General features: G+C 53.1%; 27 protein-coding genes. 4 read left to right on the top strand and 23 right to left on the bottom strand.

Translation table 11 applies throughout. From position 1 onward, the window contains the following. Nucleotides 1-52 precede the first annotated feature (52 nt). The 8 genes from QMO62_RS04290 to chrA form a co-directional block, all read right to left on the bottom strand. A complete protein-coding gene (locus QMO62_RS04290) occupies nt 53-652 on the bottom strand; it encodes a hypothetical protein (protein ID WP_284638876.1) in 600 nt (199 codons plus the stop codon). Between the two features lie 131 nt (nt 653-783). Further along, entirely contained in the window at nt 784-1,437 is a 654-nt protein-coding gene (gene thiE, locus QMO62_RS04285) for a thiamine phosphate synthase (RefSeq protein ID WP_284638875.1), read from the bottom strand. 1 nt (nt 1,438) lies between these two features. After that, a complete protein-coding gene (locus tag QMO62_RS04280) occupies nt 1,439-1,867 on the bottom strand; it encodes a CoA-binding protein (RefSeq protein ID WP_284638874.1) in 429 nt (142 codons plus the stop codon). Nucleotides 1,868-1,890: 23 nt separating this feature from the next. Further along, nucleotides 1,891-2,706: a C39 family peptidase gene (locus QMO62_RS04275; protein ID WP_284638873.1), complete on the bottom strand. Its 816-nt coding sequence runs from the start codon at nt 2,704-2,706 to the stop codon at nt 1,891-1,893. Between the two features lie 36 nt (nt 2,707-2,742). Further along, entirely contained in the window at nt 2,743-4,038 is a 1,296-nt protein-coding gene (aroA, locus tag QMO62_RS04270) for a 3-phosphoshikimate 1-carboxyvinyltransferase (RefSeq protein ID WP_284638872.1), read from the bottom strand. Between the two features lie 35 nt (nt 4,039-4,073). Next, complete coding sequence (locus QMO62_RS04265; protein ID WP_284638871.1) at nt 4,074-4,436, bottom strand: fluoride efflux transporter FluC; 363 nt, start codon at nt 4,434-4,436, stop codon at nt 4,074-4,076. A gap of 16 nt (nt 4,437-4,452) precedes the next feature. After that, nucleotides 4,453-4,818, bottom strand: coding sequence for a fluoride efflux transporter CrcB (gene crcB / locus QMO62_RS04260; protein WP_284638870.1), 366 nt, complete (start codon nt 4,816-4,818; stop codon nt 4,453-4,455). Next, on the bottom strand, nt 4,815-5,993 hold the full coding sequence (chrA, locus tag QMO62_RS04255) for a chromate efflux transporter (protein ID WP_284638869.1): 1,179 nt from the start codon (nt 5,991-5,993) through the stop codon (nt 4,815-4,817). Before chrA ends, crcB begins: the two co-directional genes overlap by 4 nt. 93 nt (nt 5,994-6,086) lie before the next feature. On the opposite strand from chrA, the gene QMO62_RS04250 reads away from it, so the two are divergent. Then, nucleotides 6,087-6,380 carry a rhodanese-like domain-containing protein gene (locus tag QMO62_RS04250; RefSeq protein ID WP_284638868.1) on the top strand — a complete coding sequence of 98 codons (294 nt, stop codon included), beginning with the start codon at nt 6,087-6,089 and terminating at the stop codon, nt 6,378-6,380. Nucleotides 6,381-6,382: 2 nt separating this feature from the next. Here QMO62_RS04250 and QMO62_RS04245 read toward each other — a convergent pair whose 3' ends face one another. After that, on the bottom strand, nt 6,383-6,928 hold the full coding sequence (locus QMO62_RS04245) for a shikimate kinase (RefSeq protein WP_284638867.1): 546 nt from the start codon (nt 6,926-6,928) through the stop codon (nt 6,383-6,385). A 157-nt stretch (nt 6,929-7,085) separates the two neighbouring features. Here QMO62_RS04245 and QMO62_RS04240 point away from each other — a divergent pair, with 157 nt between their 5' ends. Then, nucleotides 7,086-7,427, top strand: a complete 342-nt coding sequence (locus tag QMO62_RS04240; protein ID WP_284638866.1) for a hypothetical protein — start codon at nt 7,086-7,088, stop codon at nt 7,425-7,427. Here the strand turns inward: QMO62_RS04240 and gnd are convergent. From gnd to QMO62_RS04195, 9 genes are all read right to left on the bottom strand, one after another. Beyond that, on the bottom strand, nt 7,424-8,833 hold the full coding sequence (gnd, locus tag QMO62_RS04235) for an NADP-dependent phosphogluconate dehydrogenase (protein WP_284638865.1): 1,410 nt from the start codon (nt 8,831-8,833) through the stop codon (nt 7,424-7,426). The two genes, QMO62_RS04240 and gnd, sit on opposite strands and share 4 nt — an antisense overlap. 257 nt (nt 8,834-9,090) lie before the next feature. After that, nucleotides 9,091-9,858 carry an SDR family oxidoreductase gene (locus QMO62_RS04230; protein WP_284638864.1) on the bottom strand — a complete coding sequence of 256 codons (768 nt, stop codon included), beginning with the start codon at nt 9,856-9,858 and terminating at the stop codon, nt 9,091-9,093. A gap of 13 nt (nt 9,859-9,871) precedes the next feature. Beyond that, entirely contained in the window at nt 9,872-11,434 is a 1,563-nt protein-coding gene (locus QMO62_RS04225) for a gluconokinase (RefSeq protein WP_284638863.1), read from the bottom strand. Then, nucleotides 11,435-12,703 (bottom strand): nickel pincer cofactor-dependent isomerase, group 22, encoded by a 1,269-nt coding sequence (locus QMO62_RS04220; RefSeq protein WP_284638862.1) that lies wholly within the window; start codon nt 12,701-12,703, stop codon nt 11,435-11,437. It abuts the gene before it with no gap. Continuing rightward, nucleotides 12,700-13,719 (bottom strand): LacI family DNA-binding transcriptional regulator, encoded by a 1,020-nt coding sequence (locus tag QMO62_RS04215; RefSeq protein ID WP_284638861.1) that lies wholly within the window; start codon nt 13,717-13,719, stop codon nt 12,700-12,702. The genes QMO62_RS04220 and QMO62_RS04215 overlap by 4 nt, the downstream gene beginning before the upstream one ends. A gap of 149 nt (nt 13,720-13,868) precedes the next feature. Next, nucleotides 13,869-14,465: a YkzI domain-containing protein gene (locus tag QMO62_RS04210; RefSeq protein WP_284638860.1), complete on the bottom strand. Its 597-nt coding sequence runs from the start codon at nt 14,463-14,465 to the stop codon at nt 13,869-13,871. A 252-nt stretch (nt 14,466-14,717) separates the two neighbouring features. Next, nucleotides 14,718-15,851: an ABC transporter permease gene (locus QMO62_RS04205; protein ID WP_284638859.1), complete on the bottom strand. Its 1,134-nt coding sequence runs from the start codon at nt 15,849-15,851 to the stop codon at nt 14,718-14,720. After that, complete coding sequence (locus QMO62_RS04200; protein WP_284638858.1) at nt 15,844-17,031, bottom strand: ABC transporter permease; 1,188 nt, start codon at nt 17,029-17,031, stop codon at nt 15,844-15,846. The genes QMO62_RS04205 and QMO62_RS04200 overlap by 8 nt, the downstream gene beginning before the upstream one ends. Nucleotides 17,032-17,044: 13 nt before the next feature. Continuing rightward, complete coding sequence (locus QMO62_RS04195; RefSeq protein WP_284638857.1) at nt 17,045-17,980, bottom strand: ABC transporter ATP-binding protein; 936 nt, start codon at nt 17,978-17,980, stop codon at nt 17,045-17,047. Between the two features lie 144 nt (nt 17,981-18,124). Here QMO62_RS04195 and QMO62_RS04190 point away from each other — a divergent pair, with 144 nt between their 5' ends. Further along, nucleotides 18,125-19,252 (top strand): sensor histidine kinase, encoded by a 1,128-nt coding sequence (locus QMO62_RS04190; protein WP_284638856.1) that lies wholly within the window; start codon nt 18,125-18,127, stop codon nt 19,250-19,252. A gap of 23 nt (nt 19,253-19,275) precedes the next feature. Further along, on the top strand, nt 19,276-19,935 hold the full coding sequence (locus QMO62_RS04185) for a response regulator transcription factor (RefSeq protein WP_284638855.1): 660 nt from the start codon (nt 19,276-19,278) through the stop codon (nt 19,933-19,935). Between the two features lie 18 nt (nt 19,936-19,953). On the opposite strand, the gene QMO62_RS04180 is transcribed toward QMO62_RS04185, so the two are convergent. The 5 genes from QMO62_RS04180 to QMO62_RS04160 form a co-directional block, all read right to left on the bottom strand. After that, nucleotides 19,954-20,883, bottom strand: a complete 930-nt coding sequence (locus QMO62_RS04180) for a stalk domain-containing protein (RefSeq protein WP_284638854.1) — start codon at nt 20,881-20,883, stop codon at nt 19,954-19,956. A 131-nt stretch (nt 20,884-21,014) separates the two neighbouring features. Then, nucleotides 21,015-22,142, bottom strand: coding sequence for a serine hydrolase domain-containing protein (locus QMO62_RS04175; protein WP_284638853.1), 1,128 nt, complete (start codon nt 22,140-22,142; stop codon nt 21,015-21,017). 226 nt (nt 22,143-22,368) lie between these two features. Beyond that, a complete protein-coding gene (locus tag QMO62_RS04170; RefSeq protein WP_372516646.1) occupies nt 22,369-23,376 on the bottom strand; it encodes a Bug family tripartite tricarboxylate transporter substrate binding protein in 1,008 nt (335 codons plus the stop codon). A gap of 25 nt (nt 23,377-23,401) precedes the next feature. Further along, nucleotides 23,402-24,856, bottom strand: coding sequence for a tripartite tricarboxylate transporter permease (locus QMO62_RS04165; protein ID WP_372516702.1), 1,455 nt, complete (start codon nt 24,854-24,856; stop codon nt 23,402-23,404). Between the two features lie 84 nt (nt 24,857-24,940). Further along, on the bottom strand, nt 24,941-25,402 hold the full coding sequence (locus QMO62_RS04160) for a tripartite tricarboxylate transporter TctB family protein (RefSeq protein WP_284638850.1): 462 nt from the start codon (nt 25,400-25,402) through the stop codon (nt 24,941-24,943). Between the last annotated feature and the right edge of the window lie 6 nt (nt 25,403-25,408).

The raw sequence follows: 25,408 nt of genomic DNA, 5'->3' as shown, positions 1-25,408 counted from the left end.
CAAAGAAAAAACGGCGGGCCGCAGCGGCCCGCCGTTCATTTCTCATATCTCATTAGAAGCGGCCGAAGCTGCTTTGGCCAAATTGCTGCTGCGTTGGAATGCTGGAGCTGTACTGGTTAGTAAAGCTGGAAGCACCCATACCGAATTGCGCCTGGGACGGTTGAGTTGCGTCTGCTCTCAGGTATTGGTCATGCCCTTGTTGGTTACCACGGTAGTTAGCCGTATGGTAGGATTGCGGGCTTGTTTGTTGGTAGAAGCCTTGGTTTTGGTTTTGGTTCTGGTTTTGGCTGATGCTTGTAGGGAATTGGGAGCTGAAGCTGCCGGAGATGTTTTGCGTTCCGAAGTTGGACGCTCCCATGCCAAATTGCGCCTGGGACGGTTGAGTTGCATCCGCTCTCAGGTATTGGTCGTGACCCTGTTGGTTACCGCGGTAGTTCGCTGTGTGGTATTGCTGAGTGCCCATACCGAACTGTTGTGCGCCAGCTGCGAATTGGTTGCTGAAGCTGGAAGGAGTCGTGGATTGGCCGTACTGGGATTGCACATAACCGATCGGCTGGTATTGCGTTTGAAGCCCGCGGTATTGGGAGGTCACAGAGCCGGCAGTACCAAATTGATTTTGGAAGCTGTTTTGTTGAAATCCTTGATTGTACATGCGAAATCCTCCTTGAATTGTGTAAGATGTCTTCCGGGGCGGGGTGCTGTCTCTAGCATCCGTTTCAATCCAGAAGCTTTTCTTATTGTTTTCAGGGAGGATTCATTTTATTACTATATTTTTAAAACCTATCACTTTTTGTCCAAAAATCCCTTATTGACGGTAAGCTTCAGCCGCTCGGCCGCCTGCTTCGGGCTCGCCGCTTTTGTAATCGCCGAAACTACTGCGACCCCGTCCGCCCCGGCAGCAATGACCGGTACCGCGTTATCCGCAGTAATTCCGCCAATTCCCACCAGAGGAATGTCAGACCAGCGCTCCTGTATGCGCGTAATCAGCTCCGTGCCGATCGGAAGACCTGCATCTCCTTTGGTCAAGGTCGAATAAATCGCTCCGACACCCAAATAATCGGCCCCCTGAGCCATCGCGATTTCCGCTTCCTCCATCGTACCTGCGGATATGCCGACGATGCGATCGGATCCTAACAGCTTTCTCGCTTCCAGGCCGGGGATATCGTCTTGCCCAACGTGGACGCCGTCAGCATCCAAAAGCAGGGCAAGATCAATCCGATCATTTACAACAAAAGGGATTTGCTTCCGACGGCAAAGCTCGCGAAGCTCCTTACCCCAGGCAAGCACCTCGGTCATCGTCGCTTTTTTCTCGCGAAGCTGAATCAGCGTCACGCCGCCGGCAATCGCATCCTCCGCCAGCTTGACCGATGCCGCCCCTTGGGAAATATCCATTACCAAGTATACCTGTAAATATTCGCGAATCCGTTCACGGTACAACTTATCTTCCTCCAGGCAGCAATATCGAATCTTCCACCTTAATACAGCGGTCCATAATGACCTCCAGCCCTCCGGCCTTGGCAATCTCAGCAGCTTCATCATTTGCAATTCCCTGCTGCAGCCATAATACCTTGGCTCCGATCTGTACCGCTTCTTCGGCTACCGGTACGACCTGGTCACTGCGGCGAAATACATTGACGATATCCACGGGCTCCGGGATATCCTTAAGTGATGCATAGCAAACCTCGCCAAGAATAGTCCCTTGCACCATAGGGTTCACAGGAATAATTCGGTACCCCTTCGATTGCATGGCTGCGGCAACCATATAGGATACGCGGTCCTCCTTATCCGATAAACCGACTACCGCAATATTTCCGGCATTTTGCAAAAGCACCTTGATGTGATCTCGAGACGGATTCTTAAAAGCCATAACCATTCCTCCTTATGATCCTGTTACGATGAAGTGTATGAGATCGCTTGGCGTCCCATCGCTTCCCAAGTCGAAATAAATTGAGCCTTATCGAGCTTATGCTTACTTTTCCCTGAAAACGGATCGTTAACATATACAAACTGGTCATCGAAGCCGACAAGCAAAACCGCATGCTCCATAAAGGTCGTCTCAATCGGGCCGATCGGCGTATCCCATGTCACCCATTTGTCGGGCACCTGATAATTGATAGTGGTCCAAGCTACTACCGGTATCCCCTTCAGCAGCTGGTTCTCCAGCTCGGAGAACGGCTTGCGCGTCAAATCCACCGCTGTCGGCACATGCATCTTAAGCGTCTCGAATAAGGCGGTATGATAAATGCCGAAGCCCTTGCGGTTACCTGTCACATCCCCTACAAAACCGGTATTCGGATTACCCCAATAGGCAATGGAACCGTCACGGTTCCATTTGATCGGCGTGGTATCCCTTTTCATTTCCTTCACAAGCTCCATCTTGCCGATATCGAGTCCATAAAATTGAAGCAGCATCGTTAGGCTGGTGATTTCGCAGCCGGAGGGCAGCTCCGGGAGCTGCCTTACGATCGGAGCATCCAGCAGCGCTTCTCTCGGTGCAGGAGCCACGGGCTCAGGCGCTTGGGGAGGCGCAGCGGGAACGGGTGTCTGTTCCATGGCGTGAGCAATGGTGCCGGTTGCCTGCTCGAACCAGATCTGATCCGTTATCCGCGCATATAGAAGCACCCCGAATACACTGCTGGCAAATAGGAGACCTGCGATGAGAAACATGCCGAATGTTACCTGCATTCCTTTCCACAATATTTTCATCGCCCGTTCACCTCTGGTCATGTTCTAATCTAGCTGCTATTCCTTCACAAGCTCGATTTGGGCACCGAGCGACAGCAAGTGGTCAAAATATTGCGGATAAGACTTAGCTACATGGTGGGCATCGTTAATGATGAGCCCTTGCTTCGACCGCAGGCCGACAATGGTCAATGCCATGATGACGCGATGATCATAGTGAGCGTTGATTTCTACGCCGCCTTCAACACCTTCCGGACGACCGTGCACGATAATCTCGCTTTGCCGCTCCTCAACGTTGGCTCCGGCTTTACGCAGCTCATTTAAATAGTCGGTGATGCGGTCGCATTCCTTGTAGCGAAGGTTCTCTACATTGTAGAAACGGGAAGTGCCCTCAGCGAATACGGCCGCCGCAACCATGGCCAGGACGCCGTCCGTGAAATGGTCGCCGTCGAACTCCCCTGCCTTTAATTGTCCGTTTGCCTGAACGTGTACAATATCATTCTCATGTGTCAGGTTTACGCCCATCGCTTTCAGCACGTCCACCACGGCGCGTTCGCCTTGGCGGCTGTTCTCGGCCAAACGGAGCACCTTCACATCGGACTGGGTAACCGCAGCAGCAGCAAGAATTGCCGCTGAGCCCGGATAATCGCCTTGGACGACATATTTTTGCGGAGTATATTTTTGACCGCCAGGGATACGGTAATGCATCAGATCCTCGGATGCCTCGATCTTCACACCGGCTTGCTCGATAACCTCCAAGGTTTGGCCGACGATAATCTTTGATTTCAGATCATGCAGCACCGTAATTTCACTGTCTTCCTCCAGCAGCGGAGTCACGAAGAGCAGAGAGCTGAGGAACTGTGAGCTGATATTGCCCGAGACGGTAATTTTCCCGCCGCGAGGCTGTCCGCCGCGAATCGTAATCGGAAGCTTGCCTTGATTATGCTCTACTTGCACGTTCATTTGATGAAGCGCGTCGATGAGGTCGTCATGCGGCCTTTTGCCAAGAGAGTTCGGATAGGCGTTAATAAATGTCACTTCCGGACAGAAGGCGGCGACGGACATCAGAAAGCGAAGCACCGCTCCTGCATTGCCTACGTTCAGCTCTTTCACATGCTTCGGACGGCTGCCGAAGCCTTGAATGGTCATTTTCTCTTCATCTTCTTCAACCAAGGCACCAAGATCGCGTATACAGCGGCGCATCGCATCGCTGTCCTCGCTGTGTGCCGGGTAATACACCGTGCTCGTCCCGTCGGCTAACGCACCGATCAGGAGATATCGTGTCGTGTAATTTTTGGAGGACAGTGCGTTGATGGTTCCGGATAAGGTCGAGGTAGGTTTGACAATAGCTTTCATTAGGGTACATTCTCTCCTCTATATGTAGAAATAAGTTAACTATAGTAGCCCAGCATGGCGCAGGCAACGCCGATGATGTAGGTCATGCTCAGATAGACGGTCGCGGTCAGCCGGTCACCCTTGGAATACAAGGTACTGCTCTCCCACTTCAAGGTGGAGAAGGTCGTATAGGCCCCCATAAAGCCTGTGCCGGCAAGCGCCAGCCAGCCCTGCGAAACCCCGTGTCCCCACAGCCAGCCCAGCAGGTACGAGCCGGAGACATTTACAAGCAGTGTGCCAAGAGGGATCCCCCAAGGCGCATTTCGGTTCAGAACCCGCGTCATCCAATATCGGGCTAGCGCCCCCGTGAAGCCTCCGGAGCCGACCAAAAGCATGGATAACCATATATTCGACAGCATTCGCCGAATCCCCTCTTTACGAAAACAATTTTATCGATTTGCCCAGATGTACCATGAAAAGACCACCGAGCCAGCTGGCGGTTACGTACAAGCCTGCGGTCAGCCATAGCTGATGCTGAAGCAGCACGAACAGCTCCGCGCTCAGAGTAGACATCGTTGTAAACGAGCCGACGAAGCCTGTCGTCATAGCCGTCCGCAGACGCGGCCGGGCTTCAAGCCGTTTGCATGACAGTAGAGCGCTGATAAGAAAACAGCCTGCCAGATTCGCTGTTAACGTTCCCCATGGCAGGGTCAGTACGGTTGACGGATTCATGAGCAAGGAAATGGCATATCGCGTCATAGCCCCGGCAGCTCCGGCCAACCCTATGTAAACGATGATCATAGCGACAAACCCGCCGTTTGAAGAAGCCAGCCGACGAGGCCGCCGGCGAGCACAAGCCATGCTGAATTGATCCGGTAGCGCAGTAAGACCAATAAGGAAATAACGGCGATCACGGCCGTAATCGGATCCGTTACGGAGGCTAACCCGAGCTGCCAGCTGACGGCCGCCATCAATGCGATCGAAGCGACATTTACGCCGTCCAGAAAGGCACTAAGCGGCTTGCTTTGGCGAAGCTTCGGGATCCATTTCATCGTCAGAGCGACAAATACAAAGGCGGGCAGGAAGATGCCCAGCGTCGCCCATATGGCCCCCGGTGCACCATGGATTAAGTACCCGACAAAGGTTGCCGTTGTGAACAGCGGGCCCGGCGTAAATTGCCCGACCGCTACCGCATCGATCAATTGCTGTGCCGTCAATACTTGATAGCTGTCAACGAATTCCGATTGCAGAAAGGCCAGCAGCACATAGCCGCTTCCATAGAGTACGGACCCTATTTTCAAAAAGGACCAGAAAAGGCCTGCAGTGCTCATGCTACCTAATGCCACAGGAGCAGCCGAGCTGCCTAACAGCAGTGCGCCAGGGAAAAAAGAGTTCATCCTACTGCGGTCCGCGGCTCCCTTATCCTTAAACCGCTCCACTATCATTACCGCTGCACCGCATAAAAGCAACAAAAAAAGCTCATTCATGCCTACGATTGCCAAAACCAAGGCGAGAAGTCCGACAAGGAGGGTTGTCCTTGTTTTCATTGCGGTTTTGCGAAGACCCCACAGCGCCTGGGCAACTACTGCAATAATAACCGGCTTTACGCCGTACAGGACGGATTGCAGCTGAGGCATCGTTTGGAAGGTTGCATACAGGTAAGCGAAAATTCCGACCAATAGCATGGCAGGCACAATAAAACAAGCCCCGGCCGTGATCAGTCCCGCCCAGCCTGCGCGTTTATATCCGAGGTGAATCGCCAGCTCCGTCGAATTCGGTCCGGGTATGATATTGCTTGCCCCGAGGAGGTCTAGGAACGTTTCCTGAGAAACCCACTTCCGTCTCCTGACAATCTCTTCGTCCATCATGGCAATGTGCGCCGGCGGTCCTCCGAAAGCGGTTGTCCCCAGCTTTAGAAAAACGAGCGCTACCTCCTTCAACCGTTCCCCTTGCGTCTGCCCGGTTGGTTCAGTCATGCGAATCACCTCTTTCCGTTTGACACGTATCCTGTTTCTTTCTATGATGAAATAAGGCTTATGACACTAGTACAAGGAGGCTTGAATCGACTCATGCAAACGATAACCCCCGCTGAAATCAAGCAAAGGCTCGAGCAAGGCGAGAAGCTCGATATCATAGACGTTCGGGAGTACGAAGAGGTTGCCCTCGGTATGATCCCGGGCGCCATCCACATCCCTCTGATGCAGCTGCCGGAACGACTGGATGAAATTCCGCAGAACGGCGAAACCATCCTGGTATGCCGCAGCGGCGGCCGCAGCTCGCGCGCTTACGAATATTTGGAAGCGCAGGGGCTGAAGCATTTGAAAAATATGACCGGCGGTATGCTTAGCTGGGACCAGCTATAACGCTACGCGGTTACGTCCGAGCGGTGCTGTACGATGGCCTCCACAATTTCGCTTACGGCTGCGCCCGTTGTAGCTATATGTACATCGGCAAAATCATAGGCGTGCTTGCGGCTTTCCATAATGGCTTGCACCCGCTCGGCTACATTCCCCTGCACCAACGGGCGGCTCGTATCTCCGCTGACTCTCGCAATGATTTCGTCCGCGGTCGCCGTAAGGGCTACGACAAGACCGTTCTCTTTCATTACGATCCGGTTCTCTTCCGCCAAGACGGCCCCTCCGCCTGTCGCGATGATTTGCTCGCTGCCCTGCGCGAGCTCTGCAATCACTCTGCTTTCCACTTTACGAAATGCGGGCTCGCCGCTTTCCGCAAAAATATCGCTGATTTTCTTCTTCTCGACCTGCTCAATTCGTTCGTCCGAATCGACAAACAACCAGCCCAGCCGCTCAGCCAGCGCCTTGCCTACCGTTGATTTTCCCGTTCCCATCAGTCCGACAAGAATAATATTTCGATGCTTCACGACACCATTCACTCCCGATTTCGCTTTCAATTGACACAGTATTTCCCAATAAGAAGCTCCCCCTATCATATCATAGGTCAGCCTTAGTGAATAGAAATCACTGCAAAAACATAAGATGATTGTGAATAAATTCCAGCGTAAACAGATATGATGGTATTATCGAAATTTGCCAAGGAGGTTTTGCTCTATGCATTCTGCCCTTTCCCAGCAAGGTGTGCCTCAAACCAATTTGACGGAGCTGAAGCTGCAACAAATTCTCGACCCTGACCGCCCCCTTTGCAAAGAAGACGTCGTCTGGGTTCTGGAGTATATCAAAAAAAAGGTGACTGAGGAAGACCCGAAAATGACGGATCTTTCCCAGCCACGCTTAATGCAAAACTTCCGTTATTTCGCAGAAATTGCCCTCATGCTGATTCAACGCCGCAACGGCTTCGACCAAGAGGCAGACCGCTTGAAAAGCTGGGTCTATGAAGCCTCCTTCGGTTTGCACCCGGCCAAAGCGAGCCGCCCGCGTAAGCCGCTTGATTAATCCATCCAGTTGAAATGGAAAGTGCCTTCCTTATCCACGCGCTTGAAGGTGTGGGCCCCGAAATAATCACGCTGCGCCTGCAGCAGGTTCGCCGGCAATCGCTCCGTGCGGTAGCTATCATAGTACGCCAGTGCGGAAGCGAACGCCGGAACCGGAATTCCCCGAGTCACTGCAGTAGAAACAACCGTTCTCCATGCATCTTGATAATTCTCAACCACGCCTTTGAAATACTCATCCAGCAGCAGGTTCTTGAGCTCAGGATTACGATCGTAGGCATCCTTGATGTTCTGCAGGAAACGGGCACGGATGATGCAGCCGCCGCGGAAGATCATGGCGATGCTGCCGTAATCGAGTCCCCAATTGTACTCCTCCGATGCCGCTCTCATTTGAGCGAAGCCTTGGGCGTAGGAGCAAATTTTACTTGCATACAACGCCTGACGCACTGCTTCAATGAAGGCAGCGCGGTCGCCGTCGAATGCTGCAGTCTTAGGTCCGCTCAGGATTTTGCTGGCTGCCACACGCTCTTCCTTCAGTGCCGACAGGAAGCGGGAGAATACGGATTCCGTAATGATGGAAAGCGGTACGCCCAGATCCAGTGCGCTTTGGCTGGTCCATTTGCCTGTACCCTTTTGACCCGCGGAGTCAAGGATAACGTCCACCATCGGCTTGCCTGTATCCGGATCGGTTTTGGTGAAAATGTCTCTGGTGATCTCGATCAGGTAGCTGTCCAGCTCCCCTGTATTCCACTCGGAGAAAATTTCATGAAGCTCCTGCGTGCTTACGCCGAGCACATCCTTCAGCAGCTGGTAAGCTTCGCAGATCAGCTGCATATCGCCGTACTCAATCCCGTTGTGGACCATTTTGACATAGTGGCCGGAGCCGCCTGGTCCGATGTATGTGCAGCAAGGGTCGCCGTTCACTTTGGCCGAAATCGCCGTCAGAATCGGAGCCACCAGCTCGTATGCATCCTTTTGTCCGCCTGGCATGATGGACGGTCCCTTCAGTGCACCCTCTTCGCCGCCGGATACGCCGGTACCGATGAAGCGCAGGCCGTGCTGCTCCAGCTCCGCGTTACGACGCTGTGTATCCGGGAAGAACGCGTTACCGCCGTCGATGATAATATCTCCCTTGTCGAGGTGAGGGATCAGCTGCTGAATGGTATCGTCCGTAGGTGCACCCGCCTGTACCATAATTAACACTTTGCGGGGTGTTTCCAAAGAAGCGACAAACTCTTCGATCGAGTATGTACCCACGAGATTTTTGCCTTGAGCTTCCGCTACCAAAGCATCTGTTTTTTCACGCGAGCGGTTGTACACGGATACGGTGAAACCTCTGCTTTCAATGTTGAGAGCCAGGTTTTTCCCCATGACCGCCAAACCGATCACACCGACTTGTTGTTTCGACATAATGATTCTACTCCCTCTCTAATGTATTTACCCACGATTTAACAAATGAAACCCTCTTTACAACGTAATTCTGCCGGAGGGCAGAGTGTCTGCCGAAGTAAATGCTTCCGAAGCAGCTTTCCTGTTAAAAACCTGGAGCCGCCTTTGAAATCGTGTTCCCTCCTCATAATAAGATTAATGGACCATGATTTCAACAGCGGCCTTAGGAAATACTGCAATCCCGCCGGCGGAAGCCTACGCTGGAAGTGTTTTTTTGTTTAGATCGTCATCGATCCGAAGCCCCCGTCAACGCGGAGAAGGGATCCTGTCACGAAGCTGGAAGCCTTATCGGAAGCGAGGTATACGGCTGCGCCTTGCAGCTCCTCAGCTTCGCCGAAACGGTTCATCGGCGTATGCTTCATAATGGATTCTATGCGCTCCGGAGACAAAATTTTGCGATTTTGCTCTGCAGGGAAAAATCCAGGGATGATCGCATTGACACGTACGCGCGCCGGCGCAAATTCACGAGCCAGGAATTTCGTTACGTTATTCACGGCCGCCTTGGATGCAGAATACGTGAATACGCGGGACAACGGAGGCTCGGAGGATACCGACGAAATATTGATGATGCTGCCGCCCTCGCCTTTGTCCACCATATGCTTCCCAAAGATTTGGCAAGCAAGTACAACGCTCTTTAAATTCACTTCCATGATGGAATCCCACTCTTCCATCGTCAGCTCGAAGAACGGAGTCGGGCTGTTCTTGCCCGGGCAGTTCATCAGAACGTCACAGCGGCCTGTCCAAGCCAGCACTTCGTCCAATACGCGCTTCAGATCGTCCGTGCTTGTAGCGTCCGCAGAGAAGGACTTCGCTTTGCCGCCTGCCTCTTCAATGCGCTTCACGACCTCCTCGGACTTCTCCTGGTTGCGTCCAACAATCGCGACATCAGCGCCGTGTCCTCCAAGAGCTACCGCCATGGCACCGCCAAGCGTGCTGTTACCGCCGATGATGACGGCTGTTTTTCCAGTAAGATCGAATAAATTCATGATTCGGGACCTCCTATGAATTCGTGTATTTCTGTTGATAGGCCGCAATCGCGTCGAACTCATCCTTCAACTGATGGTATACACGTTGGTAAATTTTTGTCAACTGCTCGTATCTTGAATGCGCTTCTTCCTGCGCCTGCATCCTATGCTGCACCTGCATCCAGCCGTGAACGCTGGAGAAGTCGTTAATTTCGCCGACTGCCAGCATACCGAGCTGCGCAGCTCCGAGCCCGGAGCTTTCAATCGAATTCGGCACCGCTACCTGCACGCCCACAACGTCCGAGAGCATCTGCAGCCAGAAGGAAGAGCGGGCAAAGCCTCCGGAAGCGCGAATCTCCTTCGTCGGGCCGTTCATCTCCTCCAATGCGGTAACGACCGAGTGAATCCGGTACATGACCCCTTCCAGCACCGCACGGATCATATGCTTCTTCTCGTGGTAGAGCGACATCCCGAAGAAGACACCGCGCGCGTTCGCGTTCCAATACGGCGCGCGTTCCCCGGCAAGCAGCGGCAGGAAGATGAGACCGTCGGAGCCCGCGGCCACCTCAGCTGCCAGCTGCGTCAAGTAGTCGTACGGGTCCATGCCGCGGCGGCGCCCCTCTTCAGCCTCGGCCGTAGCAAGCTGGTCGCGAACCCAGCGGAACATAATGCCGCCGTTGTTGATCGCCCCGCCGACACACCAGAAGTTCTCGTTCAACGCATAGCAGAACAAACGGCCTTGCGGATCGGTCTTCGGCTCGCGGACAACCCCCCGTACGGCGCCGCTTGTACCGATGGTGACGGCGTAGATTCCTTCCTCGAATGCGCCTACGCCCAGATTGGCAAGAACGCCGTCCGACGCCCCCACCACAAACGGCGTGTCCAAGGCCAGACCGAGCTCGGAAGCATCCTCCGCCCTCAGCCCTTGCACTACATGCGTGGTGGAAACCGGCTTAGCCAATTGTTCGCGGCGAACTCCGCATGCAGCTAGCGCGCCAGCATCCCAATCGAGCTCTTGAAGATTAAACAAGCCCGTGGCGCTGGCGATGGAATAGTCAACGACGATCTCGCCGCCGAACAGCTTGGCGAATACGTATTCCTTGATGCCGATAAACTTGTAGGCCGACTCGAACAGCTCCGGTTCATGATCACGGAACCACATCAGCTTCAGCAGCGGCGACATCGGATGAATCGGAGTACCCGTCCGGCGATAGATGTCGAGGCCCGAGCCGTTGGCCTTAAGCTCCTTGCTGTAAGCGGCGCTGCGGTTATCCGCCCAAGTAATGCATTGCGTCAGCAGCTTCAGGTCTTTGTCAACCGCAATCAAGCTGTGCATCGCAGAGCTGAAGGAGACGCAAAGAACCTGGCCCGGCAGCACGTGGGCTTTATCGATCACGGCACGAATGCCGGTGCGGACGGCGCGATAAATTTCGTCCGGATCCTGTTCCGCCATATCCGGACGCGGAGTATACAAAGGATACTCCACTGAATGGGATGCCAGCACTCTGCCGCCGCGGTCAATGACGAGGGTTTTCGTGCTGGTCGTGCCGATATCGGCTGCGATGATAAAAGGCTTTGTTGCAGACAATGCGCTCATTTATACCAAATTCCCTTCACTGTCAAATGGCAGGTCGTACGGCTCCGTTAAAACCTCGATGTCCGGATGCTGACGCGCTTCCTCCAGCAGGTTCACCGAGATTTCGATTTCTCCCAGATGGAGCGTATCTTGAATTCGAACCAAACGGCACTTGGTGTAATCGAGAATATTGCACGTTTTTACACCAGCCTTCACGGCGTAGTAATCATTGTCCAAGTAAGTTGTAATCTTGGTAGGTGCACACACCGTCGAGGTCAGGCCGTTGACGAAGGTCGCCGCTTTATCCATCTTGTCTACAAGACGCTGTGTCGTGAAATCCGCCGTACCTACGCCATTGGCGTTACCTTTGGTTTCCGGCGTCAGGTCGAGAACGACCATCTTGGACACATCCGGACCGCCATGTGCATATGGCGTCGGATAACGTCCGGTAACGTTCGGATCCATTCCGTCGCCGCTGATGTTTTTGCCGATATAGTCGATAACGAGAACATCGATCTGACCGAACAAAATTTTCGGCAGACGCGCCTTCGCCATCTCCAGCAGCTCCATCTCGCGCTCTTCAATCTGTGCCGCAGGCAGCACCTCAACAAGACAGGTCTCATCGTAAGCATTCTCGACGAGCGCCACGCCGAACAGGATCGGCAGCTTGTCGATCATGATTTTGGCCATTGCAGGCACATTCTCGGCCATATACTTGAAGCCGAGCTGATGGCACGCCTCGGCGCCCTTCTGCTTACCGAGTCCGATCGCGATCATCTTCATGATGCCGCTCTCGATGCGGCCGCGGAACGCAGTATGCGGCTTCACGCGGTTAATGACGACAATGGCATCCGCCTCGGAAGCAATGCGGTCCACATAAACCGGCAGGCCGTTCGGCAGCTGGTCAAGCTGGATAACCTCCATTGAGGAACGGATCGGAGCACCCATGGCTTCTTCGGTAACTCCCAGGTGATGCAGCACTTCCTTTTGTCCTTCGGCCGTCGCGCCGCCGTGGCTGCCCATGCAAGGAACGATGAACGGTTCCCCTCCGGCTTGCTTAATGGCATCGATCGTCGTTTTCGTAAACAAAGCGATATTCGCAACCCCGCGGCTGCCTACGGCTACCGCCACCGATTGTCCCGGCTTGATTTGGTCAATCGCGCCGGGCTTCTGAAGCTCCTGCTTCAGCACCTCCGCCGGATGGTCCAGCTTCGTGGCGTCGAATTTTTGGCGAATCCGCACTACCTGCGGAACCGGAATGTCCTCTAATACCGTTCTTAAAATACTCATTGGCGATCTCCCGCCCCTTCCAAGGATTTGACGGAGTCTCGAATGACGAGCTCCGTATGATACAATTCCGTGGATCGCTCCACTTGTTTCTTCTCAATAAAGGAAAGCAGCTTGGCTGCTCCTTCCCTGCCAATCGCTTCAATCGGCCGGCGAACCGTCGTTAAGGAAGGCGTCATGAAGGCGGAGAACAAATGGTTGTCGAAGCCGACGACCGAAATATCTCCGGGCACCGTCAAGCCTTGCTCCTGAATCGCCTTAACCGCCCCGAGCGCCATGTCATCGTTGAAGCAGAAAACGGCGGTCGGACGCAGCGGCTGCTTCAGCATCCTCAGCATCGAGGCGTAGCCGCTTTCCGCATCATAGTTTCCGGGCATGCAAAGCTCCGGATGCACAGTCGCATCGTACATGCGCATGGCCTCCTCGTAGCCGGCGCGGCGCTCCAGCGTAGAGCGGAAGCCCGTCTTCCCTTCGATGATCCCGATGCGCCGATGTCCCATGCGGAGCAAGTACTCGACAACCTGATAAGCTCCGCTCTGATCGTCCGGCACGAGGTTCATCACCTCGACGCTATCGACACGGCGGTTCAGCACGACGAGCGGAATGTCCTTCTGCGTTACGTATTCAATGAACGCCTGGTCGCTTTCGCTTTGGCTCATCACGATGAGTCCGTCATAGCTTTTCCGGTTAATTTTATGATAACTCCTATAATCGTCGATTCCTCGAACAATCAGGTTGTACTGATCCTTAATCACATCATTGACGCCCTTAATGGATTCATACAAGAATCCGGCGGAGGTACCGGTGTGCAAGGTTGAAAAAAAGAGCCCAAGGTTGTATGATCGATCTAATACCAAGCTCTTGGCACTGTAATTAGGTGTATAATCCAGCTCATGAGCCAGTGCCTTGATCCGTTCCTTCGTCTCCGGGTTAATGAGCGGGCTGTCGTTTAAGGCGCGAGAGACCGTTGTATGCGAAACCCCGGCCAGCTTCGCAATATCCTTGATTGTAACACTCATCCTACCACCTCAAGCCTCATCATAACATATACCTGCACACGTTAACAACGCTCATTTTTGCCGCTTTTGCTAGACATTCCTCTCCTATTTTGCTCCCCTGCAAACGAAAAATGACCCATGCATCCGCATAGGTCATTCATTCCTCCCTATTACATTTCGAGTAGAAGCATTTCATGCCGCAGTTCCTTCAGCCTTTCTTTACTTAGTTTGATTGCTTCTTTGTCCCCTGCCTGAATCGCATCGTGCAGCGTTGCCAGCTCGTAATCCAGCTCCAGACGAAGCACCGGAATTCTCTCATCAGGACGTTTGGAGCGGAAAGCCGTCATCATTTCCTCCACAGTCACCACCGGTTCCTTTTGAAAAAGCACCTTATGCTCAACACCGGAAATTTCCACCATACGGATGATTTCTCCGAACATAATGTTCTCGATAAGAATTTGCCGGTCCTTAAAGCGCTTTACCACCGCATGACCGCGCGTATCTCCGATCATTTTCTCCATCAGCTCGGCGAGCTTCTCATCCTTGAAGGAATAATTGCCTACAATTTTATATCGTTCACCGATGCGCTGAAATTTGAGCTTCACCAGCTTGCGCCCGGTACGTATGGAAACAACGAACTGCTGATCACTTTCATTCCAGTACAAGGAGTACCCTTCCTGGATCAGCGTTTTGATGAAGTTCCGGATTAGCCGACGATCAAATCGTAACTCCAGGTTGCAATATTCAACTTCATGACTTTTACTCACGGCAATCCCCTCCTTAAAGTGTTTCCGTCCAGCTTAACCTCTCGCACGTCGACTGCAGCTCCGGTAATTTTTATTTTGATAGAATTTTCAGACTATTCAGTTACTTAATTCTATCTTATTATGAATCATATGATTTAGCAACTTGGATTATGGACTTTTTTTCTTGATTTTGAACCTATTTTTTTGCCCAGTAAAAGGAATAGGACCGCCCCCTTCGGGACGGCCCTGACATCGTGTAAGCGTTTCAACGCATTATGTCTCGTTCGGCTTAAGGATAACGGATCCAAGCCCCAGCAGCACTACAGCGAACAGCAGCAGTACACCTAGATGAAGAGCGATTCCCGGTATAGAACCGCCGGACGCTAACCGGTTCATCGCATCGATAGCCCAGCTTTGAGGCACAAAATGGGCGAGCTTTTGCAGAAACTCCGGCATAATGCCGATCGGCCAGAAGCAGCCTCCCAGCATGCAGGTGGGGGTTATCACCATGGCGTTGAGGGCGCTGACATTCTCCACATTGCGCATGGCTCCAGCTACGCTGCTGGCCAGCCCCATCACCGCCAGCAAGAAGCAGGCGAGCACAAGCAGGTGAGGCAGAAGTCCGACGCCATAATCGAAGCCAACGACGTATCGGGTAACGAGAACTACCACAACCACTTGAATGATTCCGAGCAAAAAGCTGCCCAGAAAATTTCCGGAGGCTATCTCGAAGGACCTTACGGGTGCGGCGTACATTCTTGCCATCGTCATTGCCTTTCGATCCTCCAAAATTCCGGCGACAGCTGTGTGCACGAGGCCCATCATAAATAAAATAAGAAACCCGGTGATCAAATGCAGCGAAGGATTGGCATACAGCCGGTAATCCGTAATTTTCGCCTGCACGCGATGCTTCTCCATCTCTAGAAGCGCGTTATCCAGTTCTCCGGGCGACGCCCCGGCTGCCGTTAGAATATGCTCTGCTACTTTCACCTGTTCGATCATTTGACCGACGGTGAGCCTCAAGCTCACCGTGGATTCGGTGGCGGACAGCTCCCACTGCTGCACGGACATCCTTTCTCCTAGTCGCAGCGATTCGGAGAAACCCTCCGGTATGAGCAAGGCTGCCTGAACCTTCCGGGACGTCACCGCCTCTTTCAAATCCTCCAGCTTCCCCGCCTCGGTGAAACGAAAGCCCGAATTCCTTTGAAGCTCCCGGATCAAATGGCTTCCGACGGGGCCCTGATCGGCGTTCATGTAAGCGACCTCCGTAATTCCATTCGGACTTTGCCCGAAAAAGCCGACAAGGAACGACACTACCGCAACGGGAATTACGAAGTGAAGGAGGATTCCCTTGCGATGACCCATCGTTCGTTTCACTACATTCCACGCAATGATAAAGCTATTCATGGTAACCCGCCCTTCGGAAGATCATAAATGAAAGGAGCATGAGTCCCAGGCTGACGACAAGCAGTACGGAGACATACGGGAGCACCTCAGCTGCTTCCTGATCCAGCATGATTCGCAAAATGCCCTGCATCGCCCAATGGTTCAGTGTGAAGTTGCCCCAGCTTCTCAGCAGCTGTCCCATATCGGGAAGGAAACCGCCGCTAAGGAAGGTCATGACGATGATCAGAAACTGAAACATGGTCGTAACCCCCTTGGTCGTTTTGCCTACAATCGCCGCAATCGTCGAAAGACTCATCGACGCAGCGATGACCAAAAGGCATATACAAAGCAGCAGGAGCGGCTGTTTCCCCCAGTAGACGCCATATAGAAGCCACGACAAGACGATGATGATCAGACACTGCAGCAGAGAAAGGAAGCCGTTGCCGGCCATTTTCCCAAGAATGACCTGGTTCATGGTAATCGGCATCGAAGTTAGCCTTGTCAGCGTGTGCTGCTCCCGCTCCTGCACTAAGCTGATGGCAGCTGTCATGCCTGAATACAGCATGAACATGATCAGCATGGCTGTGGCATAATATTGTCCGGCCGTATGCGTCCTGCCGTTGCTTAACTTATCGATTTCTACAGATGCATTTGCTTCCTCCGCCAGGGGTCCGGATGCCGACTTTGCAAGCTCGCGAAGCTGCTCCGCCCCAAGATGCTTCTGTGACAATACCGTAGCCTGGATACTGTTGATGCGATTTACATAGCTGTTTACAACCGATTCCGCAATGATGTTCTGCCCATGATCCTTGCCGCGAATCAGCTCCCACTCCGCCTGTTTGCCCTGCATGAGCGCCTCGGTGAAGCCTTCGGGGATCACAACGGCATAGTCCGCCTCTCCTGTTCGAACCGCACGCTCCGCTGCCTCCCGCGAGGCCATAACGACCGGATCCAGCCAGGTCAATAGAGCCGCGTCCTTCCCGAAAGCAAATACCGGGTCTCCGGGCTTGCCCGGCGTCTCCTGAACGATGACCATTTTCACAGGCTTCATCATTCGATCTTCCACCTTAAAGACGGTTGAGAGAGCTGATCCGAGAATAAAGATCAGCAGCAGCGGCATGAGAAATAAGACGAACATGACCGATTTGAGCCGGCTAAGCCGCTTTAACTCATAGATGGCGATGGTAACTGCATTCCCCATTACCCCACCTCCCCTAATCTCGAAGCGTTCTGCCCGTTAAGGACAGGAATAACGTTTCCAAGTCCGGCTCGACACGGGTTAACGATTGTATGATAACCTGATGCTTTTGCAAAATAAACAAAATGTCCTGAAGGTATGATGAGGCATTCTGCAAATACACCTCAATCGTCCGGTCCTGTATAACCGCCTGCCGTATTCTCGGGTGCTGACGGATCTCTTCAACCGCCGTCTCTACCACCTGCGCAACGGTAATGGACAGCTTCTCCTCCTGGGCAACGTGTGCCTTCAGATCCTCCTGGGTTCCGTAAGCGATAAGTCTGCCGTGGTCCATAATCCCGATCCTGCTGCTGATGGCCGATACTTCCTCCATATAATGGCTTGTATAGATGATCGTAGACCCCATTTGATTCAGCTTGCGCACAGAGCCGAGTATATGATTGCGGGACTGCGGATCGATGCCTACCGTCGGCTCATCCATAATGATCAGCTCCGGACGGTGCATGATCGCGCATGCGATATTGAGCCGGCGCTTCATCCCGCCGGAGAAGGTAGCCGGGCGGTCCGACTGCCGGTCTTGCAGGCCGACGAACTCAAGCGCCTCCTCCACTCTATCTTGAAGCCATTTGCCGCGAAGTCCGTACAGCCTGCCGAAAAACAGCACGTTTTCCCGGGCGGTCAAGTGCTCGTAAATCGCCAGCTCCTGCGGTACCAGGCCAATCTTCCTTTTCACTTCGAGCGGCTGACGCGATACGGACAGGCCGCCCAGAAAAATTTCCCCTTGATCGATGCGAAGCAGTCCGCTCAGCATCTTGATGGTCGTGCTTTTTCCCGCTCCGTTCGGTCCCAACAATCCGAAAATTTCCCCCGCACGGACGCTCATGGTCAAATGATCCACGGATAGGTGATTGCCGTACCGTTTGGTTACGTCTTTGATTTCAACAAAGCTCATGCCTCTCTGCTCCCTGCTTCTTTTTATATAGCTTCATTTTACTCTAAGCGGTGCATATGAACAGGTAGATTTCGTCATCTAATGGAAATGACCAAAGTCATATCCCCAATCCTGTGCTATAATCACGGGTGGAGGCGTTATTCCATGCTGAATGCACTATTACGTTATTTGCTTATTTTGCTTCCCGCTATAGGTGCTGTCTATATCCTGCCTTTGTCCATCGGCGGGTTGCTGACCTTTCACGTACTGCTATTGCTGGCATGGGCGGAGCTTCGCAGAGCCTGGGTTCCTGCCGGCCTTCAGCTGTTTGCTGCGCTGCTCGAGATGTTGTATGTGACCTGGCTTGCTCACAGTTACGGCAGCTTGATGCTCCTGTGCCATTTGTCCACGCTGAGTACTTATATGCGTTATTCAGAAGGGTCCCCTCGCTGGTTTTTACTGGCCTTGCAATTTGTCCTGCTGCAATATACCTTCTGGCTCAGGCCGCTGCCGGAGCTGCAATGGGGCGGCAGTCTGCTGTTCCTGTCGGCCGCTGCGCTACTACATAACGTTTCGAACGCTGAGAAACACAAGCTGGAGCAGACTGTGCTCTATGATGAGCTTAGAAGAAAAGCGAATGAGCTGGATGCCGCCAAAAATCGAGTACTGGAGTATGCCGGTAAGGTAGAGCACCTCGCTCAGGTGGAGGAACGAAATCGGATATCGCGAGAAATCCATGACGATTTGGGACACCGGCTGATCCGCTTGAAGATGATGCTGGAGGCGGCGGTAAAGGTGGGGCCTACCGATCCGGACAAGGGACTGGAGTTGACGCATCAGGTGTTATCCCAGCTCAGCGAAGGGATGGAGAAGCTCCGATTTACGGTTCGCAAGCTGAAGCCGGAGGAACGGGAAGTCCACAGCTACTCGTTATCCAAGCTGATTGAAGGGCTAGCGGCCGAGGCGCAAATCTCAGTCCATTATGAAGTAAAAGGCAACCCGATGCAGCTGTACCCTAGTCTCGAGATTGTCCTGTACCGTAACGCACAGGAAGCGATTACGAACGCCCTGCGGCATGGCCGGGCAACGCTTGTGGATATTCAGCTTAGCTACGAGCCCTCGGCGGTAAGATTAACTGTGACCAACAACGGCATCGTTCCGGACCCGGTCCGCATTCACAAGGGCTTGGGGTTAAGCGGGATGGAGGAGCGGGCCAAGCTGCTTGGCGGCGAGCTGCATTGGGACTGCGGCTCCCGCTTTGGAATAACGACAGTGCTACCTTTGCGCAGCTGAGTAAAGAAAGGAGCTGGATACGTATGATCCGTTTATTGATTGTTGACGATGACCCGTTCATTCGGGAAAGCCTGAAAATGATATTACAGCTGGACACCGATTTATTCGTCGAGGGCACCTGCGGGGACGGCGAGGAAGCGTACCGGTGGTTTGAAGCCGGAGGAACGGCCGATGTGGTTCTCATGGATATCCGTATGCCGGTTTGTTCGGGAGTCGAGGGCACCAAAAAAATAAAGCAGCTCTCTCCATCGACGCACGTTCTCATTTTGACTACTTTCGATGATGACGAATATATCGCACAGGCCTTGAAGAATGGGGCTAGCGGCTACTTGCTGAAAAATATTCCTCCGGATCGCATTGTCCAAGGGATCAAGACGGTCCATCACGGCAATTTGCTGATCCATCCGGATATCGCGAGAAAGCTGACCGATTGGATTCAGCCCCAACCGTCCGCAGCTTCGGGCACCCGAGACCGATCCTCAATACTTGATTCCTACGGACTGACCCCCACAGAAAAAACAGTCGTAGCGCATATCGCCCAAGGCCTCTCAAACAAAGAAATCGCCCAGGAATTGTTCCTGAGCGAAGGGACAGTGAAAAATTACATCACCGAGATATTAAGCAAGCTTGCTCTGCGAGACCGGACGCAGATTGCTATATTTTATTTAAAGCAGGATGCTTGAAGGGAGTCGGAGCGCGCCTTACTTTTGTCCCGTGGCGCGCTTATTCGCTTCCGATTCGAGATCCGTTTTATCTGTCATAAAGATGGAGTATTGCCCTTCGACCGTACCTTTTACCAATTTCAGAATACCCCGATAATAACGATTAGCGGTGTAGTAATTGTTATTGCCGATGTATTGGGTCGTTTCCTGGAAGTAATAATTGTAATAATCAAACTCATCATTGGAATCGTCGCGCTTCTCCACATAAATCGGCTTCTGGACCAGAGTCAATTCATTATTGACTTTGAGGCTGGCAGCGGATTTCAGATGATCCCTTATCATGGCAAGCTTCTTCGTGTGTACTTCCCCGGAAATGACATAGTTCCCTTCCGAGCTGTATACCTGAGTCGGCTGCTCCTTCCACGTCTTAGCTAATTCCTTTTCACTCACGAACAATTCATAAGTGATCCGATCCCTCACCTTTTTCAGCCCGCTAGTATCAATGCCCATTCTTCGCACATCGGACAATCGATAATACAGATCGTACGAATAGTTGCCTCCGGTCGGGTCATCGTTAGTGAGCATAACGGGATATTCCGCCCCCAAATAACGATACGTGACGGAGGTCGGATTATACAGCTTGATTTCCCCGTAGATCTCCTCGTTCGGATTCGGCTTCTGTTCGGAATTAAGAAGACTGTTGATATAAATGGTATTGGTATCGCCGCGCCAGATTACATTCGCACCCAGCAGCTTGCTTATTTCCTTCAAGGGGAGATAGCTGGTATCCTCGTAAACTAAGGTGGATCTCTCCAGCTTCACGGGTGTCCCGTTGATTACGACATTGAAATCAGGACGAAGATACGCCTGAACGCTTTGCAGGACATCCTGGGCATAGGCCCCTGCAGTAAACGCGCCGCTCAGCAAGGCTCCCATCAGCAGGACGCGGTGCCTTCGGTTCACATTCATCACAAACCTTTCTCATCGGAAAGTTACAATTGAAACATCGGATATTTATCTATTCGACAAAAGCCGATATTTTCCTGCTTCTGATTAGGCAGTGGTGAAAAATGAACGAAGGCAGCGGCATCTAAATAGCGCTAACGGACAAAGGCGTGCATACCTGCAAACGAGTGAATCGCTTCCTCGAGCCGATCGGTTGCCTGCTGATTCAGCGGCAGACTTCCATTCGTTCTCACTGCTTGAAGAATCCTGCGCAGCGTGAGCTCCGGCATATGCGCATTCTGTGAATCGGCCGTCAAAGCTGCAATCAGCTGCAGCGCCGGAACGACGAAGATACGTTTGCCTGCAGAGCCTGCAGCGTAGAACACGTCGTAGACTCTCTGCTTATCTACCCCGATCTGCTTGAGATACCAATAGAACCCATAGCCTCCTTGCGAACCGTCGGCAAGCGTTTGTCTCACTCTAGTAGTAAGTGATTCTTTGACCCATTGGCGCGGCAGGACCGCTCTGCTCCCCCACTGCCCCTTCTTTAAGTAGAGCAGCCCCAGCTTCGCCATGTCTTGAGAAGTCAAGGTTAACGCCCAAGCCCCGATGGTATGACCTTGGGGATCGTGGTTCCAGGTGAAGCTCGTAATGCCGAGCGGCTCGAATAAGCGGGTTTTCGCATACTCAGCCAAGGTTTGTCCCGTTGCCCGCTCCAATATCGCGGATAGCAAATGGGCATCTCCGTTACTGTAATTAAACTTGGTTCCGGGGTCATGCGCCATCGGCCGGTTCAGGATGTACTCCACCCAGTCCGGTGAATACATCATTTCAACGGAGGATTGATCCATATGGTTCACCCAATGGATTCCTGAAGTCATCGTTACTAGATGCTTGACGGTAATTTTTGATTTAAGCATATCCCCGGCCAGCTGCGGAAAAAAGGACGCCAGCGTTTGATTCAAGCTTTGCAGCTTGTTCTCGGACAGAGCGATGCCGACCAGTGCCGAGGTAATACTCTTGGTGACGGATTTCATGTCCTGCAGACTGCCGGGGTGCAGCGACTCTCGATAAGCTTCTGCAACAAGACTGCCCTTGCGAATGACTACCAGACTGTGAACCTCTTGCTGTTCCGACGCGGCAACCACATCTGCCAAGGCATTTGAATCGATTCCTTGCAATTCGGGAACAGCCTTGCTCCATCCATTCGTCGGCCAATGTGACGTTTCGTCCGACGGCTTCTGGATGATAAGCCGGTTTCTCTGTTTTTGTTTTTTCGTCATTGCCTCCAGATCCTTCCGAATAATGGTATGGTTATCTCTATATATTTGCTTTGTCAGTGTACTCCCCAAATATGAAATGACAATGAATCAAACCTTAAGAAAAACTGAAGACGATGGTAATTCCTTCCGATCCTTCCAGCAACTCAGGTTAGTATGTCCCAGGATAAATAAAAAAACTGCTAACCATTGGTTAACAGTTCGGGCAATTAGCGCTTAGGTGACACCATTACTTTCTCATTCCGTACTTGGTCGCCAGCTCCGTGAAATAACCGGTTTCCTTCTTAATGAACCCGGCAAAATCCGTCGAGTTCAAATACGCGGCTTCCATCTGCATGTTTTTTAGCTTCTCTTGGAAGCCGGGATCCTTTACCATCTTCGCAATGGCGGCATCCCATTTCGCCCGGATGGCATCCGGCGTACCGACCGGCAAGGACAATCCGGTCCACCATTTGACCGTTAGTCCCTTCACTCCCTGCTCGGCCGCGGTCGGCACATCGGGAAAATAAGGGCTGCGTTTGTCTGAGACGACGGCCAGCAGCTTGATTTTACCCGCCTTGGCTAGGGGGTAGAGCTCCGCTACGGTGTGTACGGCAAGCACTGCATGCCCGCCGGCAATCATTGGGGCCGAATCCGCCGCTCCCTTGGTTGCCACCATACGCGTTTTGCCATAATCCGCGCCGATTGCGCCGGCCCATTCCGCTACGGCAAAGGAGGAGAAGCCGGCAGGCCCTACACTGGTCCAGGTCAGCTTCTCGGGGTTATTTTTAACCCACTCGGAGAACTCCTTGAAATCCTTCCACGGAGCATCGGCACTTACGGCGAAAGCCGCCGCATCCTCCACAATCTTCGATACAAAGACGTGATCCTCGATCTGCACCGGAGGGTTGGGGGTTCCGCCCGTCAGCATCGTCGTGCTGGAATTATTGTCCGCCAGCACCGTATAGCCGTCCTTTGGCGACTGCTTCAAGGCTGCCTGCGCCCCGATCGCCCCCCCGCCCCCGGGCTTATTCACGACAACTACCGGCTGCTTCCACTCCTTGCTTACATAATCCGCCACCGCTCTAGCTACCAGATCGACGCCTCCGCCCGCGGCGAACGGTACGACGTATTCGATTTGCTTCTCCGGGTACGAGGCCGCCGTTCCGCCGCTGCGCGCAGCACAGCCTGACAGCACGACCCCCAGCGCCAAGAGGGCCGCCGTCGAGAGTACTAGCCATTTCCGCATTCGTTTCATCCTCTCCCTGCATACTCATGTAGACTCAAGAGATCTCCAGCTCTTCTCCCGTTTGTTCCTTCATTTTCTTAGCCGTTCTTCGTTTCAGCCTTACCGAAATAAAAACGAGTACGATTGCCGCTGCCATTAGTCCAAGCGTGATCGGCCTTTCTACAAAAATACCGAGACTTCCTCCCGATAAAGCCATCGATTGCAGAAAGGATCGTTCCATAATGGGACCCAAGATAAAGCCGAGCAGCAGTGGAAGCACCGGCCACCGGTATTTCGAGAAGTAATAGCCCGCCACTCCGAAAACAATCGCTACGAAAACATCAAACAAGCTGTTTCGGACAGAATAAGCCCCAATAAAGCTTAGCAGCAAAATAACCGGCGCCATGACGCTGAAGGGGATCCGTGTAAGCTTCGCCCACATCCCGACGAGAGGCAGATTCAGCACCAGCAGCATAACATTGCCAATAAACATACTTGCAATGACGGTCCATACGAAGGCCCCGTTCTGCTCGAACAATACCGGTCCGGGCGTGAGTCCGTAGATCATTAATCCCGCCAGCAGAATCGCCAGGGGCGGCGAAGAGGGAATCCCTAAGGCAAACAGCGGGATAAAGCCGGCCGAGCTGGTTGCATTGTTCGCCGCTTCCGGTCCGGCAACCCCCTCCATCCGTCCCTTTCCGAACTCCTCCGGGTTCTTGGACACCTGCTTCTCCAAGTCATAGGCTAAGAAGGAGGAAATCGCGGCGGAGCACCCCGGCAGCAGTCCAAGCACGAAGCCCAGCATGCCTCCGCGGAGAAAAGCAGGCGTACATTGCTTTATATCCTTAACGCTCGGGTAAATACTCCCCAGCTTGGCATCGGCGATCTGCGCGCGTTTCTCCTCCATTCCCTTCAGCACCTCGGCAATGGCAAACAGTCCAATGATGATACTGATCATTTCGAAGCCTGCTGCCAGATCATTAGTGCCATACGTAAACCGGGTTAACCCGGAGAAACCGCCGATGCCGACCGAAGCCAGCAAGCAGCCGAAGGCGGTCATGGCAAGCGCCTTCAGAAGCGAATTCCCCGCCAAATTCACAATGACGGTAAACGCGAGCAGCATTAAGGCAAAATACTCCGGGGGTCCGAACCTCAGTGCCTGATCCGCCAACATCGGGGCGAAGAAGACAAGACCCACTACTCCGAGTACCCCAGCTACAAATGACGCAATCGCTGCAATACCCAGCGCCGGTCCCCCGCGGCCCTGCTTCGCCAGCGGATAACCGTCAAGACATGTGGGGACCGATGATACCTCCCCCGGGATATTCATGAGGATCGCCGTGGTGGATCCTCCGTACATAGCCCCGTAATAGATGCCCGCGAGCATAATGATGCCCTGGGCCGGCTCCAGAATCGCCGTAATCGGCAGTAAAATGGCAATCGCCGATGTCGGTCCGAGTCCGGGGAGTACTCCTACGAAGGTACCGACAAGTGCTCCTATCGCCGCCATGAACAAATTTTCCAGCGTGAGGGCTGAAGCGAAGCCGTTCAGCAGCAGGAACAAGGTGTCCAAATCCGATTCCTCCCTTCGCCGTTACCAGCCGAATATGCCTTGCGGAAAGGACATGTGAAGCCACTCGATAAACAACACATCCAGCAGCACCGTGATGACGCTGGAATAAAGTACAGGCTTCCACCACCAGGACGAACGTGATCCGAACAGGCCAAACAGCCCTACACTGGTAAGCCAGGTGCCGAGTAAATACCCAACAAAAGGCAGCAATAATGCGTATCCGAGCAAAATGACGACACAAATGCCCATCCTGAACTGCACCTTTCCTTCAGGAAACGCCACTGGAAACGACTCCGCCCGAAACCCTGAAGCAATCATGACGCCCAGAACAAACAACCCAATCCCAAGCAAGGCGGGAAAGGTATGATCGCCCGTGAACCAGCGGTGGCCGTCAGGGTAAAGCCTTACTGCTTCCGCAACCGACAGCAGCCCCAGCACCGCGGCTATGGAGCCGCCTACCCGATCGGCTATGGTATGTCTCACAGCTTC

This window comes from Paenibacillus silviterrae (assembly GCF_030167925.1).
GTDB classification, from domain to species: Bacteria; Bacillota; Bacilli; order Paenibacillales; family NBRC-103111; genus Paenibacillus_G; species Paenibacillus_G silviterrae.
The sequence above is the reverse complement of the archived record's forward strand: the minus strand, read 5'-3'. Positions and strand labels throughout refer to the sequence as shown.

Bases quoted from the DNA above. Each gene is read 5' to 3' on its own strand.
- QMO62_RS04290 (WP_284638876.1), bottom strand. From the start codon at position 652: ATGTACAATCAAGGATTTCAACAAAACAGCTTCCAAAATCAATTTGGT.
- QMO62_RS04280 (WP_284638874.1), bottom strand. From the start codon at position 1,867: ATGGCTTTTAAGAATCCGTCTCGAGATCACATCAAGGTGCTTTTGCAA.
- QMO62_RS04275 (WP_284638873.1), bottom strand. From the start codon at position 2,706: ATGAAAATATTGTGGAAAGGAATGCAGGTAACATTCGGCATGTTTCTC.
- aroA (WP_284638872.1), bottom strand. From the start codon at position 4,038: ATGAAAGCTATTGTCAAACCTACCTCGACCTTATCCGGAACCATCAAC.
- QMO62_RS04265 (WP_284638871.1), bottom strand. From the start codon at position 4,436: ATGCTGTCGAATATATGGTTATCCATGCTTTTGGTCGGCTCCGGAGGC.
- crcB (WP_284638870.1), bottom strand. From the start codon at position 4,818: ATGATCATCGTTTACATAGGGTTGGCCGGAGCTGCCGGGGCTATGACG.
- chrA (WP_284638869.1), bottom strand. From the start codon at position 5,993: ATGACTGAACCAACCGGGCAGACGCAAGGGGAACGGTTGAAGGAGGTA.
- QMO62_RS04250 (WP_284638868.1), top strand. From the start codon at position 6,087: ATGCAAACGATAACCCCCGCTGAAATCAAGCAAAGGCTCGAGCAAGGC.
- QMO62_RS04240 (WP_284638866.1), top strand. From the start codon at position 7,086: ATGCATTCTGCCCTTTCCCAGCAAGGTGTGCCTCAAACCAATTTGACG.
- gnd (WP_284638865.1), bottom strand. From the start codon at position 8,833: ATGTCGAAACAACAAGTCGGTGTGATCGGTTTGGCGGTCATGGGGAAA.
- QMO62_RS04230 (WP_284638864.1), bottom strand. From the start codon at position 9,858: ATGAATTTATTCGATCTTACTGGAAAAACAGCCGTCATCATCGGCGGT.
- QMO62_RS04225 (WP_284638863.1), bottom strand. From the start codon at position 11,434: ATGAGCGCATTGTCTGCAACAAAGCCTTTTATCATCGCAGCCGATATC.
- QMO62_RS04220 (WP_284638862.1), bottom strand. From the start codon at position 12,703: ATGAGTATTTTAAGAACGGTATTAGAGGACATTCCGGTTCCGCAGGTA.
- QMO62_RS04215 (WP_284638861.1), bottom strand. From the start codon at position 13,719: ATGAGTGTTACAATCAAGGATATTGCGAAGCTGGCCGGGGTTTCGCAT.
- QMO62_RS04205 (WP_284638859.1), bottom strand. From the start codon at position 15,851: ATGAATAGCTTTATCATTGCGTGGAATGTAGTGAAACGAACGATGGGT.
- QMO62_RS04200 (WP_284638858.1), bottom strand. From the start codon at position 17,031: ATGGGGAATGCAGTTACCATCGCCATCTATGAGTTAAAGCGGCTTAGC.
- QMO62_RS04195 (WP_284638857.1), bottom strand. From the start codon at position 17,980: ATGAGCTTTGTTGAAATCAAAGACGTAACCAAACGGTACGGCAATCAC.
- QMO62_RS04190 (WP_284638856.1), top strand. From the start codon at position 18,125: ATGCTGAATGCACTATTACGTTATTTGCTTATTTTGCTTCCCGCTATA.
- QMO62_RS04185 (WP_284638855.1), top strand. From the start codon at position 19,276: ATGATCCGTTTATTGATTGTTGACGATGACCCGTTCATTCGGGAAAGC.
- QMO62_RS04180 (WP_284638854.1), bottom strand. From the start codon at position 20,883: ATGAATGTGAACCGAAGGCACCGCGTCCTGCTGATGGGAGCCTTGCTG.
- QMO62_RS04175 (WP_284638853.1), bottom strand. From the start codon at position 22,142: ATGACGAAAAAACAAAAACAGAGAAACCGGCTTATCATCCAGAAGCCG.
- QMO62_RS04170 (WP_372516646.1), bottom strand. From the start codon at position 23,376: ATGAAACGAATGCGGAAATGGCTAGTACTCTCGACGGCGGCCCTCTTG.
- QMO62_RS04165 (WP_372516702.1), bottom strand. From the start codon at position 24,856: ATGGCGGCGATAGGAGCACTTGTCGGTACCTTCGTAGGAGTACTCCCC.